At 68.5% G+C, this 12241-nt stretch carries 12 protein-coding genes; 9 read left to right on the top strand and 3 right to left on the bottom strand.

What is annotated here, in order from left to right; translation table 11 throughout:
* The first annotated feature begins 116 nt into the window (after positions 1–116).
* Genes RT91_RS04750 through RT91_RS04740 form a run of 3 tightly spaced genes read left to right on the top strand, consistent with a single transcriptional unit; the run spans position 117 to position 2270 of the window.
* Entirely contained in the window at positions 117–1049 is a 933-nt protein-coding gene (locus tag RT91_RS04750; protein ID WP_007423500.1) for a glycosyltransferase family 2 protein, read from the top strand.
* Positions 1046–2041, top strand: coding sequence for an acyltransferase family protein (locus RT91_RS04745; RefSeq protein WP_035185902.1), 996 nt, complete (start codon positions 1046–1048; stop codon positions 2039–2041). Before RT91_RS04750 ends, RT91_RS04745 begins: the two co-directional genes overlap by 4 nt.
* Positions 2042–2048: 7 nt before the next feature.
* Positions 2049–2270, top strand: a complete 222-nt coding sequence (locus RT91_RS04740; RefSeq protein ID WP_011942304.1) for a hypothetical protein — start codon at positions 2049–2051, stop codon at positions 2268–2270.
* On the opposite strand, the gene RT91_RS04735 is transcribed toward RT91_RS04740, so the two are convergent.
* Both RT91_RS04735 and RT91_RS04730 read right to left on the bottom strand, forming a co-directional pair.
* Positions 2228–3592 carry a hypothetical protein gene (locus RT91_RS04735; RefSeq protein ID WP_240314191.1) on the bottom strand — a complete coding sequence of 455 codons (1365 nt, stop codon included), beginning with the start codon at positions 3590–3592 and terminating at the stop codon, positions 2228–2230. The genes RT91_RS04740 and RT91_RS04735 overlap by 43 nt on opposite strands.
* Positions 3593–3599: 7 nt before the next feature.
* Positions 3600–5756 (bottom strand): polysaccharide biosynthesis tyrosine autokinase, encoded by a 2157-nt coding sequence (locus RT91_RS04730; RefSeq protein ID WP_035185900.1) that lies wholly within the window; start codon positions 5754–5756, stop codon positions 3600–3602.
* Between the two features lie 138 nt (positions 5757–5894).
* On the opposite strand from RT91_RS04730, the gene RT91_RS04725 reads away from it, so the two are divergent.
* The 6 genes from RT91_RS04725 (at position 5895) to mltG (ending at position 11052) form a co-directional block, all read left to right on the top strand.
* Positions 5895–6485, top strand: coding sequence for a polysaccharide biosynthesis/export family protein (locus RT91_RS04725; RefSeq protein ID WP_007422683.1), 591 nt, complete (start codon positions 5895–5897; stop codon positions 6483–6485).
* 148 nt (positions 6486–6633) lie between these two features.
* The gene (gene fabD / locus RT91_RS04720; protein WP_035185899.1) at positions 6634–7593 is read left to right on the top strand and encodes an ACP S-malonyltransferase; all 960 of its coding nucleotides are present in this window, start codon (positions 6634–6636) and stop codon (positions 7591–7593) included.
* Positions 7583–8332, top strand: a complete 750-nt coding sequence (gene fabG / locus RT91_RS04715; protein ID WP_007422685.1) for a 3-oxoacyl-[acyl-carrier-protein] reductase — start codon at positions 7583–7585, stop codon at positions 8330–8332. Before fabD ends, fabG begins: the two co-directional genes overlap by 11 nt.
* 179 nt (positions 8333–8511) lie before the next feature.
* Entirely contained in the window at positions 8512–8751 is a 240-nt protein-coding gene (locus RT91_RS04710) for an acyl carrier protein (RefSeq protein ID WP_007422686.1), read from the top strand.
* Positions 8752–8770: 19 nt separating this feature from the next.
* Entirely contained in the window at positions 8771–10039 is a 1269-nt protein-coding gene (gene fabF / locus RT91_RS04705; RefSeq protein WP_011942307.1) for a beta-ketoacyl-ACP synthase II, read from the top strand.
* Between the two features lie 17 nt (positions 10040–10056).
* A complete protein-coding gene (gene mltG, locus RT91_RS04700) occupies positions 10057–11052 on the top strand; it encodes an endolytic transglycosylase MltG (protein ID WP_035185898.1) in 996 nt (331 codons plus the stop codon).
* 131 nt (positions 11053–11183) lie between these two features.
* Here mltG and RT91_RS04695 read toward each other — a convergent pair whose 3' ends face one another.
* A complete protein-coding gene (locus tag RT91_RS04695; protein WP_035185896.1) occupies positions 11184–12152 on the bottom strand; it encodes a diguanylate cyclase domain-containing protein in 969 nt (322 codons plus the stop codon).
* Positions 12153–12241: the final 89 nt, after the last annotated feature.

The raw sequence follows: 12241 nt of genomic DNA, 5'->3' as shown, positions 1-12241 counted from the left end.
AAAGAATGCACCGCAGGAGGGCCGGAAAATCTATCAAATCAATTGCAATCAGCGGTCATTTGCGCTCAGGTATACACAACCTTTAATTGTGTGTCGTGCAAAAAACAGGGGCACTCATGCAAGACGCCGCCATAGACCCGATACGCCTCAGCGTTGCGATCTGCACCCATAACCGCGGCCGCGAGACCGAACGCTGCCTCGCGGCGCTTTCACCCGCGCCCGAGGGGGTAGAGACGCTCGTCATCGACTCCGGTTCGGCACCGCGCGAGGCAGAGCTGATCCGCGCCGCCGCCGCCCGCCACGGCGCCACGCATGTCCGGTTGCCCGCACCCGGACTGAGCGAGGCGCGCAACGCCGCCCTCGCGGCCGCGCGGGGCAGGTGGATCGCCTATCTCGATGACGACGCCACCCCTGCCCGGGACTGGTGCGCCGTGCTGCTGCGCACCGTCGCGGCGGACCCGGAACTGGCCGCGACCGGCGGCCCGATCCTGCCGCAATGGCAGGCTCAGTTGCCATGCTGGTGGCCGCCCTCGCTGCGCGCCGTGCTGACCATCATCGACCAGGTGCGGCCGAGCGAGCCGGGGGTCGCCGACATCGATCCCTATGGCGCCAACATCGCCTTCCGGCGCGATGTTCTCGCCCGTTTCGGCGGGTTTCCCACCTGTCTCGGCCGGCGCGCCGGGCTGATGATCTCGAACGAGGAAACCTACATCATCCGCCGTCTCCGCCGGGGCGGGCTGAAGGTGCGCTTCACGCCGGACCTCGTGGTGCATCACGAGATCGACCGCTCGCGCCTCAACCCCGCCTGGCTGGTCCGCCGGCAATACTGGTCCGGCGTATCCGAGGCGGTGATGCTGGGCGCCCTCGGCGAGCCACGCCTCGCGCGGGCCGCGCGCCTCGCGCTGCACGCGCTGCTGCTCGCCCCGTTCGGCCTCTGGCCGCCGGCGAGCACCGGCCAGATCGGTCTGCGCTGCAAGGCCGCCTACGCCCGCGGTTTCCTGCGCGGCGCGCTGGGCGAGGGGCACATCGTGCATCCAGCCCTGCCGTGAACCGACGGGCGGATATCGACCGCGCCAAGGGTCTCGCCATCTCGCTGGTCGTCTTCGGCCATATCGTCGCCCGGCAAGACCCGGCGCATGTGCTCTGGTATCCGGCGCTGCGCCGGGCGGTCTATGGCTTCCACATGCCGTTCTTCTTCTACCTCAGCGGGCTCGTCGCCTGGCTGGCCGGCCATGCCGGAACGCCGCCGGCGGGATGGCCGGGGCTGATCCGCGCGCGGGCGCGGCGCCTGCTGATCCCCTTCGCCGTCATGGCATTCACGATCACCGCCGGAAAACTCGCCGCCGCCCGTTTCATCCATGTTGACAACCCCCCGCAGGGCCTGCTCGGCGGACTGGCGGACACGATCTGGCATCCGCTCGCCAGCCCGGCCTACTCGCTGTGGTACCTCGCGGTGCTCTTCCTGCTCAGTGTGGCAACGCCGCTGCTTCTCGCCGCCTGCCGCGGCCGCCTCTGGCCGGTGATCTGCATCTTCGCCGCGTTCCAGTTCATCCCCCTGCCCTGGCATCTCTACCTGGCCGAGACAGGCCGCTACGCGCTGTTCTTCGGCGCCGGCCTCGCGGCAGGAGCCCTCGGCGACCGCTGGACCGGCTGGATCGACCGCTGGCGCTGGCCGCTGATCGCTGCCTTCGTGACCGGCTTCGCCTTCGTCGCGCTCGACGGCAACGTGCTGCCGTTCAATCTGCGCCTGGTGACGCTCGGCCTCACGGCGATGCCCGCACTTCACGCCCTGGTAAGATTTCCGTGCCTATCCTCCGCCCGGACACTGGCAACGCTCGGACGGTATTCCCTGATGATCTACCTGTTCAACACGATCTTCATCGGCCTCGCCAAAGGCCTGCTGCTGCTCGCCACGGGCTGGAACGGCACGCATTTCCTCCCCTTCGCCGCGGTGCTGATGAGCGCCGGCCTGCTCGGCCCGGTGGTGCTGAAGCGGGCGGTGTTGCGCTCCGTTCCCGTGCTCGACCGGATGACCGAGTGATGCGGCCATGCCGGCACCAGAACGCTCGGCCCCGCTCGGCCGGTTCCTCGATGCGCTGCCGCACGACCTCGCGGCGAGTTTTTCCGACGCGCAGCTTCGGGCGATCGAGCTGCATTTCGGCATGCGCCACCGCCTGACCCACATGATCGACTGGCGCCGCCGCCTCGGCTTCGGGCGCCTCCGACTTTATGTCGTGTTGCTGGTCGGGCGCGACCGGCATCCGGCCTGAATCTGGCGCAGCACCAGCCATCCGGCCAGAACCGTCAGCCACACCATTCGACTCTGGTACCGCGCATGCGGGCCCGATAGCGCGCCCGTGACCGCGGCATTACCCGCGAGCGCCAGGACGACGATCCAGCAGAACAGCCCGAGTGACGCCGCTTCGGGCCTGAGACGCCGCGCCGCCGCCGCGTAGAGCGCGAAGCCACAGGTCAGCCCCATCCCGCCGACCGCGAGCGCCTGCACGAATGCCGCAAGCAGGGGCGGCACCGCCATCCGCCCGCGCGCCTGCCGGCTGGCGAGATAGGCCGCGTACGCCGTCTGCGGCAGATCGCGGCGGATCGTCTGCCACGCCGTCGCATACCAGGGACGCAGGCCACTGCCCGGCGAAAAGATCACGAGTTGCAGGCCGAAATCCCGTATCGCCGCGCTCAGGACGGCGGCCGGATGCTCGACGATGGTCCGGCGCACGATCGCATCGGTCTGGTCGATCAGCCGGCGCGGCCCTCCCGCGCGGTAGAGCGGGCTATCCGCCCGCCAGAGGAACCCATCGGCCGTGCGCGGCAGATCGCCACGATAGGCGCAAAGTGCCCAACCCGCCTTCGGACAGTCATGCGCGAGTGTCGTCCGCGCGGGACCGTTCTCGATCAGGCGTGCGAGCAGAAATGTCCCGCCATAGGGCGAGGGCGAAATGCGGCCGCGCGCAATCGCGTTCACGGCGGTCAGCCCGGCGATGCCGAGCAGGAACGGCAGCAGCAGAAACCGCCAGCGGACCCGCTGCCGCAACGCGCGCAGCGGCAGCACGCAAAGGCAGAGTCCCGCATAGATCGGCATGTTGCTCAGATGCACGAGAATCGCCAGACCGATCACCATGGCCGGGACGATGAGGCCTGCCGCCCCTTGCGGCGCAAGAATCAGGATCGCGAAGGCCAGCACCATCAACGGCGTGAAGATGTCCGGCATCACCTGCGCCGCGGTCCAGCTCAGCGAAGACCCGGCAGCCAGAATCACCAGCAGCAGCGCGCTGTCGAGCGTCCCCGCATCGGGGCTCAGCAGCCGATGCGTCGCCCGGATCAGGACCGCGGCAAGCAGCCCCTGCCCGGCGATCACGGGCCAGAGCGAGCGCCCAAGCCCGGCTGCAAGGACGAGCAGACTGTAGAAAGGCGGCCGATCCCAGCCGAGATGCCGCTCCATCATCTGCGAGATGTAGGTCCCGGTATCCGAAAAGATGAGCGGGTATCCGTTCACGAGGGCGGGCCACAGGATCAGTGCCGCCGCGACACCAATCATGATGGCGTCGGCGGCAGGCACCGGACGGCGCGACGCGCGCACGGCGACCTCAAAGACGGAAATAGCCGCCATAGCGCGGATGATAGAGTTCCGAATCGGGAAAGCCCGACCGGGCGTGGCGCGGACCGTCGACCCGCGTGAGCGCGGCGCCGGCGAGCCGCAACCCGCCCTGGTCCAGCAGCGCGAGCGCCGCGGCCACGGTGCGCCGCGGGGTCTGGCCCCAGCGGATGCACAGCAGCGTGGCGGCCGCCGCGCGCGCGAGCAGCTGCGCCTCCGCCAGGGCGAAGACCGGCGGCAGATCGAGAACCACGAGATCGTAGCGCCCGTGCAGTTCCGCCATCAACCGGCCCAGCCGGTCGGACATGAAGAGAGCCAGCGCCTCGGTCGCCACGGCCCCGGCGGGCATCACGTCTGGCAGGCTTCCCCCCTCCTCCAGCCCCGGTCGATGAATCGCGGCCTCCAGGGTCGCTCGCCCGGCGAGGTGGTCGGTCAGTCCGGGCAGACCGCCGAGCCCGAAGATCATGTCGAAACTCGGCTGCCGGATGTCGCAGTCGATCACGAGAACCCGCGCCCCGCTCGCCGCAACCGACAGGGCGAGGCTGACCGCCAGCGTCGTCTTGCCCTCGCCCGGCCGCGCCGCCGTGACGGCCAGGCTGCGCGGGGCGCCGGGAGCAAGCCAGAGGCCGGTTCGCAGCGCGCGGATCTGCTCGGCGAAGGCGGAAAACGGGTAACGGCGCGCATAGTCGGGCACGGACAGGCCGCGACGCTCACGCCGCCCGACCTCGGGCAGCAATGCCATGCAGGGCAATTCCAGCGCCTCGCGGACCTGCCCGCCGGAACGGAAACTTCCGTTCAGCGAATCCGCCAGCAGAGCGGCCAGCACGCCAAGGCAGAGCCCGAGCAGGACCGCGCCGGAGAGGATCGCCGCGCTGCGCGGGCCGCTCGGCTGCAGCGGGCGGGTGGCCGCGGCGATGATCCGCGCATCGGGCCGGGTCAGCGCGCTATGGCTCTCGAGCGTGCCGATCTGCTCGGTCTGCGCGCGCAGCAGGTCGCTTTCGGCCGTGCGCTCTTCCTCGAGGCGGGCCAGCGGCGCCGCCCGGACCGACTGCGCCGCCGCCCGGTCGCGCACGGCCGCGAGTTCCGCTTTCAGACTTTTCACCCGCGCCGCCGCGGCGGCGGCGCGCATCCTGTCTGCCGTGATCAACCGCCCCGTCTCCGCCGCGATCTGGCCGCGCAATGCGGCGAGGGCGCGCTTCGTCGCGCGGATATCGGGATAGTTTGGCCCTTCGGTGCTGCCGAGCGCGCGCAATTTCGCGGCCAGTTCCGCCTCTCTCGCGCGCATCGGCGCGATCTCCGGCGCAACGGCGGCCGCGGCTTCGGCCTCGCTGCCGCCATTCAACGCCGCAAGACGCGCCCGCGCGGCCGCAAGGTCGGCCCGCGCGGCCGCAAGGCTGCCGGTCAGTTGCCCCGCCTCCTCGTTCGTCAGCGGCGCCGCACCCGCGCCGCGCACCGTGCCGCTGCGCGCCCGTTCGCGCGCGATCGCGACATCCAGAGCCTCGAGCCGATGCGCCGTCGCCTTTGCCCGCTGGCCGAGCCAGGCCTGAGCACGATCCAGCACCGCGAGACTTTCGCGGCGTTCCCTGGCGAGATAGGCGGCCATGGCGGCGTTCGCCGCCCGTGCGGCCAGCGCCGGATCGTGGGCGGTGAAGGATACGTTGATCAACTGGGAACCGGCCGGGACGTCGATGTGAAACCGGGCGGTGACGGCGTCGCGCAACGCGTCCGGCGCAACCGGAAGCGGCGGGCCGGCGCTGCCGAGCCAGCGCCGCAACAGGGAGGGACGCTGCCGCGCGGGGTCGAATTCCGGGCTCGCGCCCAGATCGAGCCCGTCGATGACTCGCGCCACCACGGCCGGGCTCTTCAGAATGGCTGCCTGGCTGGCCATCAGCGCATCGGTGACCTGCCGCGTCTCGACCACGCCGCGTAGCAACTTCGGGTTGAAATCGACTGGATTGTAGAGAAGCGTTCCGGTCGCCGTGTATACCGGCCGCATGCGCGAAAGCGCGCCGAGCGACAGCAATGGCAGGCCAAGCGCGACCAGCACGGCAAGGCGCCAATGGCGGCGAACGGCGCGCAATGCATCGATCGGATCGGCTGTCCCCCCGATCTGCCTGACCCGGTCTCGCGCTTTTGCCGCGGTGTCCATTTCAGAACCGATTCCTGTTCACCGGAAACCCGCCCGGTTTGCAAAGCCAACCCTTGCCTGTGCATTCTGTCTGCGACACGAAATTAAGTCAATTTTAAGTTGTATATTTTGCCTATTTTCTGGCGAGGGTTGCATGTGATGCCGAAATTCCGCCGCGAAACACGTCGCCATCTGCTCGCCACGGCCGTGTCCGCCCTCGCCGCACCGGCTTTGTTGTCCGGCTGCGCGGCCTGGAGCGGCCTGCCGCCCCTGCCGCCCGCCCCGCCCGGAGGCTATCGGCTCGGCACAGGCGACCGTCTGCGCGTCGTCGTGTTCGGCCAGAAGCAGCTCACGGCAACCTACCTCGTCGACGCCTCCGGCATGATCGACCTGCCGCTGCTCGGCCCGGTGCGCGCCGCCGGCCGGACCACGGCGGCGCTGCGCCGCGCCATCGCGCGCGCGCTGGTGGCGAAGGGCATCCTGCGCCATCCGGCCGTGGCGGTGGAGGTGAAGGCCTATCGCCCGTTCTCGATCCTCGGCGAGGTGAACAAGCCCGACCAGTATGCGTTCGAACCGGGCATGACGGTGCTGGCCGCCGTCTCCCTTGCCGGCGGGTTCACCTATCGGGCGGCGGAATCGGAAGTGGGCGTGATCCGGGTGACCGGCGGCACCCCCCGCGAATATCGCGCGCCGGTCTCCGCCCTGATCGAGCCGGGCGACGTGATCCGGGTGTTCGAGCGGCATTTCTGAACAAATGGATACCGGGAGGTTGACGAAAGATTGACTTGCGCGCGCGCTGCATCTACCCCGCGCCTCCGTCAGCGCATGTAAACACGGGACCGCCCGGACGGGCGGAACGCCGCCGGCCACGTCGCCGACACGACAGGAGAAACGGAGCATGGCGGTAAACGCCTTCATCTTTCCAGGACAGGGCAGCCAGGTCGTGGGCATGGGGCGCGACCTCGCGGCCGCCTTCGCGCCGGCGCGCGAGGTGTTCGAGGAAGTGGACGAGGTTCTCAAGCAGAAACTCTCCCGCCTGATGTTCGAGGGGCCGGCCGAGGAACTGACCCTGACCGAGAATGCCCAGCCGGCGCTGATGGCGATGTCGATCGCGGTGCTGCGCTGCCTCGAGAAGGAAGCCGGGATCCGCATTGCCGACCGCGCGGCTGTGGTCGCCGGCCATTCGCTCGGCGAATATTCGGCGCTCGCCGCCGCCGGCACCTTCGCCCTGGCCGATGCCGCCCGCCTGCTCAGGATCCGCGGCAACGCGATGCAGAAGGCCGTGCCGCCCGGCCTGGGGGCGATGGCCGCGCTGCTCGGCGTCGAGCTCGACGCCGCCGAATCGATCTGCACCGAGGCCGCCGAAGGTCCGGACGGACACGAGGTCGTCTCCGTCGCCAATGACAACGGCGGCGGCCAGGTCGTGATTTCCGGCACCGCCACCGCCGTTGACCGGGCGATCGAGATCGCCCGTGGCCGCGGCGTCAAGCGCGCCCTGAAACTGCCGGTCTCCGCCCCCTTCCATTGCGCGCTGATGGCTCCCGCGGCCGAGGCGATGCGCGAGGCGCTCGCGAGTGTTGCGGTCAATGCCCCGGTCGTGCCGCTGATCGCCAACGTGACCGCGGCCAAGGCGACCGACCCGGCGGACATCGTGGCCAAGCTCGTCGAGCAGGTGACGGCACCCGTGCGCTGGCGCGAATCGGTGGCCACCATGACCGCGCTCGGCGTTACCCGCTTCATCGAACTCGGCGCGGGCAAGGTGCTTTCCGGCCTCGCGCGGCGCATCGCGCCGGACGCCGAAGCATTGTCCTGCGGCACACCTGCCGAACTCGAGGAGTTGGCGAAGCATGTCGGCTGAACTCTTTTCGCTCGAAGGCCGCACGGCGCTGGTCACCGGCGCCTCCGGCGGCATCGGCGCCGCGATTGCGCGCACGCTGCACGGCCTCGGCGCGGCCGTCGCCCTCTCCGGCACCCGCGAGGCAAACCTCACGGCGCTCGCCGCCGAACTCGGCGAACGCGCCCATGTCTGCCCGGCCGACCTGTCCGACCCGAAGGCCGCCGACGCGCTGATCGCCGCGGCCGAATCGGCTCTCGGCCACATCGACATCCTGGTGAACAATGCCGGCCTGACCCGCGACGGCCTTCTGCTGCGCATGTCGGACGAGGCATGGGCCAGCGTGATGGACGTCGACCTTGCCGCGCCGTTCCGCCTCTCCCGTGCCGTCATGAAGGGGATGATGCGCCGCCGCAGCGGGCGGATCATCAATATCGGCAGCATCGTCGGCAGCACCGGCAACCCGGGCCAGGTGAACTACGCCGCCGCCAAGGCCGGCCTGATCGGCATGACCAAAGCGATGGCGCAGGAAGTTGCCTCGCGCAACATCACGGTCAATCTCGTCGCCCCCGGCTTCGTCGAGACGGCGATGACCGATGCCCTGAACGAGGCGCAGCGTGCCTCGCTTGCGGACAAGATCCCGCTCGGCCGCCTCGGCAAGCCGGAGGATATCGCAGCCTCCGTCGCCTATCTCGCCTCCGACGCGGCCGCCTGGGTCACCGGCGCGGTGCTGCACGTGAATGGCGGCATGGCCATGATCTGAGCCGCGGTTGGCGCGACCGGGCGAACCATGCTAAGCGCGCCGGACTTTCGCAGCGATCATGACGCCAGCCTCGTGCGGCATGATCAACGCATGCTATCCATTCGACCGGTGGCGGGATGGTCGACGCCGCCGGTTCAAACCGCCCAACGATCGATAATCGCTACAGGAGCACGAATTCGATGAGTGAAGTCGCCGAAAAAGTTAAGAAGATCGTCGTCGAGCATCTCGGCGTGGACGAAGCCAAGGTGACCCCGGAAGCCTCCTTCATCGACGATCTGGGCGCGGACAGCCTCGACACCGTCGAACTGGTGATGGCCTTCGAGGAAGCCTTCGGCGTGGAAATCCCCGAGGACGCCGCCGAAAAGATCGGCACCGTGAAGGACGCCATCGACTATATCGAGAAAAAGAAAGCCGAATAAGTCGGGTAGCGGACGGGACATGAACATGCGTCGGGTCGTGGTGACAGGCATGGGGATCGCGAGCCCGCTCGGGGTCGGGGTCGAGCATGTCTGGCGGCGTCTGGTCGCCGGCGAATCGGGCATCGGTCCGATAACCGGGTTCGACCCGGCGGAGCTGCCCTGCAAGGTCGCGGGCGAACTGCCCGCGGGATCGCGGGCGGATGGCGGATTCGACCTCAATGAGTGGGTTCCGCCCAAGGAACAGAAGAAGATGGACCGCTTCATCCATCTCGGCATGGCCGCGGCCGTCGAGGCAATGGAGGATTCGGGCTGGACACCCGAGACCGAAGAAGAGCGTTGCGCCGCCGGCGTGATGATCGGCTCCGGCATCGGCGGCCTGCAGACCATCTACGAAGCGTCCGTCATGGTGCATGAGGGCCGGGCCCGCCGGCTTTCGCCCTTCTTCATTCCGTCCGCCCTGGTGAATCTCGTGTCGGGGCACGTCTCGATCCGGTTCGGGCTCAAGGGACCGAACCATTCCGCGGTCACCGCCTGCGCCACGGGCGTTCACGCTGTCGGCGATGCCGCGCGGCTCATCGCCTTTGGCGATGCCGACATCATGCTCGCCGGCGGCGCCGAAGGGGCCGTCTGTGAAATCGGCATCGCCGGGTTCTGCGCCTCACGCGCCCTGTCCACCGCGTTCAACGACAATCCGAAGGCCGCCTCCCGCCCGTGGGACAAGGACCGCGACGGGTTCGTCATGGGCGAAGGCGCTGGCGTGCTGTTCCTCGAGGAATACGAGCACGCCAAGAGGCGCGGCGCGAAAATCTACGCCGAGATCGCGGGCTACGGCATGTCCGGCGACGCGCACCACATCACCGCCCCCGCACCGCATCACGACGGCGCCTTCCGTGCGATGAAAGCGGCGCTGAAATCCGGCGGCCTCACGCCGGCGGATGTCGACTACATCAACGCGCACGGCACCTCGACCCCGATGGGCGACGACCTCGAACTCGAAGCCGTGGAAAACCTGTTCGGCGACGCAGCGAAGACCGTGGCGATGTCCTCGACCAAATCGGCGACCGGCCACCTGCTCGGCGCCGCCGGCGCGGTGGAGGCGATCTTCTCGATCCTCGCCCTGCGCGACGGCATCGCCCCGCCAACCCTCAATCTTGACGAGCCGAGCCGCGCCAGCGTGATCGACCGCGTCGCCCATACCGCCCAGCAGCGCAAGATCGATATCGTGTTGTCCAACAGCTTCGGCTTCGGCGGCACCAACGCCTCGATCCTGTTCCGCAAGCCAGGCTGAGCCTGGCCCCGGCGGGCATGCGGGGAAGCGGGCGCCTCATCCTCCTGCTGCTCACCGTTCTGGTGCTGCTGCAGCTGGGCCGCATGGCCGTCAACCAGGCCTATGATGGCCCGGGCCCGCTCCCGGCCTCCGCCGACATCTACATCCCGCCCGGCAGCACAAGGCAGGTCGCCGGGCTGCTGGCGCGGAAGAAGGTTATTCGCACACCCCTGATCTTCGAATTGGCGGCGTTCCTCACCAGCCGGCAAGGGCCGATCCGCTCCGGCGAATTCCGTTTCATCGATCATGGCAGCCTGCGTTCGGTGCTGCGCACGCTGCGCTTCGCGCCGGAAGTGGAACACAAGGCGACCATCCCCGAAGGTCTGACGTCGGTGCAGATCGCCGACATCATCAACGCCCTGCCGGACGCCACCGGCCACGTGGCACCGCCGCCCGAGGGCAGCGTGCTGCCGCAGACCTATGATTATACCTACGGCACAAGGCGAGCCGCCATCATTGCCCGCATGCAGACGGCGATGCGAACCGCGCTGGCGAAGGCCTGGGCATCGCGCGCCCAGGGCCTGCCGCTGCAATCCCCGCGGCAGGCGCTCATTCTCGCCTCGATCGTGCAACTGGAGACGCCGCTTCCCGCGGAACTGCCAAAAATCGCCGGGGTCTACGAGAACCGGCTGGGCAAGGGCATGATGCTCCAGGCCGACCCGACAGTGATCTTCGCCGTCACCCATGGCCGGTCGACCGCCCTCACCCACCGCGTCGACGACCACGATTTATCGACCGCGAGTCCCTACAATACCTATCGCCACCACGGCCTGCCGCCGGGGCCGATCTGCGCGCCGGGTCTCGCAGCGATCCGCGCCGTGCTTCACCCCGCCGACACCGACGCGCTGTTCTTCGTCGCGACAGGCAAGGGAGGCCATGTATTTGCCCGGACCTTCGCCAAACAGCGCGCCAACATCGCGCGCTATCTCGCTCGAACATCGAAAAAAGCCAGCGCCCCGCCGACCACCCGCTGACGGAGATGATGCTCCAGTATCCTGCCCCTGAAATTCGTGGGTGAATTTCAGGGACAAGCAGGCTACTAAATCATTGATTTTCCTAGCGTCTACTTTGAATTTGAAATCCGATGGATTTCAGATTCGGGACACTAGGAAATTTCGGATTGCCAAATCCGCACCACTGGCCGGCCTGTCGCCGCCGAAGTGAGCCGTGCCTGTTCAAGTCCGGCGCGGGCATTGGCAAGCACGGTGGCTGGATCGTCGCCCGAACGCGCCCAGCGCGACGCGATGCCGATGGCCGCATGACGGCCGGTGCCGGCCAGCATCGCATCAAGCCTTGCCACGATCCGGTCGCCACGCTCGGCCGCAATCAGGTGATCGACGCCGTCACACCAGGCGGCAAGCCGGGTCGGCCCGATCCGGCCGATCAGGTCGCTCGGCCGCAGCATGTCACGCAGCGTTTCCGCCGATTCGCGAATGACCGCCGAAGACGCCTCGGAGCCCGTCGCGCCGCCCGACTTTACCCAGCCAATGGCGAACATGGTGCCAACCCGCTCCTCGATATCGAGCCGGTCAAACCGCCGATCGGCCTGCGCAAGAAAACTCGGCAACGGCCACAAGCCCGTTTCGGGGTCGAGCGCATTACGCTTGCCACCACCGGCGACATCGAGCAGGCGCACGACGAGCGTGCGCAGATGCGGGCCGATCGCGGTCAGAAGTTCCGTTTCCGCTGCGGTGAACCGCCTGTCTCCCGGGCTGCGCCATGCCAGGAGCGCGGCGCTGACCGATCGTCCGGCCGTCACGTTGCCGAGATCGACCGGAATGGTGATCGATTCGCCCCCCGGCATGTCGGCAAGGCCGATGCCGTAGGGGTAATCGGCCAGAACGGTCTCGGCCCCCGTCAGCGGCGGGACCGGACGAGCGACAATACAGACGCCCGAATCGGCGAATTCCGCCGCCAGCAGGGCGCAGGCGGCCGAGCCGGCGGTCGCCGCATCCGGCAATCCGGCCAGGCTTTCGATCATGCGCACCAGGCGGTCGAAGCGCTCCGCATTTCCGCCGCCTGCCGAACCGGCATTCGCATACGAGTCCGTCGAAAAATCTGCCCGATTCGTCATGGATGCGTTTTCGCAGGATCAGGTAAACAACGGATTACCACCGGATTGACAGGTGCGACCCTGCTCAGCATGGTCGCGCCCACACAAGA

This window comes from Acidiphilium sp. JA12-A1, from assembly GCF_000724705.2.
GTDB lineage: Bacteria > Pseudomonadota > Alphaproteobacteria > Acetobacterales > Acetobacteraceae > Acidiphilium > Acidiphilium multivorum.
The sequence above is the reverse complement of the archived record's forward strand: the minus strand, read 5'-3'. Positions and strand labels throughout refer to the sequence as shown.

Bases quoted from the DNA above. Each gene is read 5' to 3' on its own strand.
- RT91_RS04750 (WP_007423500.1), top strand. From the start codon at position 117: ATGCAAGACGCCGCCATAGACCCGATACGCCTCAGCGTTGCGATCTGC.
- RT91_RS04740 (WP_011942304.1), top strand. From the start codon at position 2,049: ATGCCGGCACCAGAACGCTCGGCCCCGCTCGGCCGGTTCCTCGATGCG.
- RT91_RS04730 (WP_035185900.1), bottom strand. From the start codon at position 5,756: ATGGACACCGCGGCAAAAGCGCGAGACCGGGTCAGGCAGATCGGGGGG.
- RT91_RS04725 (WP_007422683.1), top strand. From the start codon at position 5,895: ATGCCGAAATTCCGCCGCGAAACACGTCGCCATCTGCTCGCCACGGCC.
- fabD (WP_035185899.1), top strand. From the start codon at position 6,634: ATGGCGGTAAACGCCTTCATCTTTCCAGGACAGGGCAGCCAGGTCGTG.
- fabG (WP_007422685.1), top strand. From the start codon at position 7,583: ATGTCGGCTGAACTCTTTTCGCTCGAAGGCCGCACGGCGCTGGTCACC.
- RT91_RS04710 (WP_007422686.1), top strand. From the start codon at position 8,512: ATGAGTGAAGTCGCCGAAAAAGTTAAGAAGATCGTCGTCGAGCATCTC.
- fabF (WP_011942307.1), top strand. From the start codon at position 8,771: ATGAACATGCGTCGGGTCGTGGTGACAGGCATGGGGATCGCGAGCCCG.
- mltG (WP_035185898.1), top strand. From the start codon at position 10,057: ATGCGGGGAAGCGGGCGCCTCATCCTCCTGCTGCTCACCGTTCTGGTG.
- RT91_RS04695 (WP_035185896.1), bottom strand. From the start codon at position 12,152: ATGACGAATCGGGCAGATTTTTCGACGGACTCGTATGCGAATGCCGGT.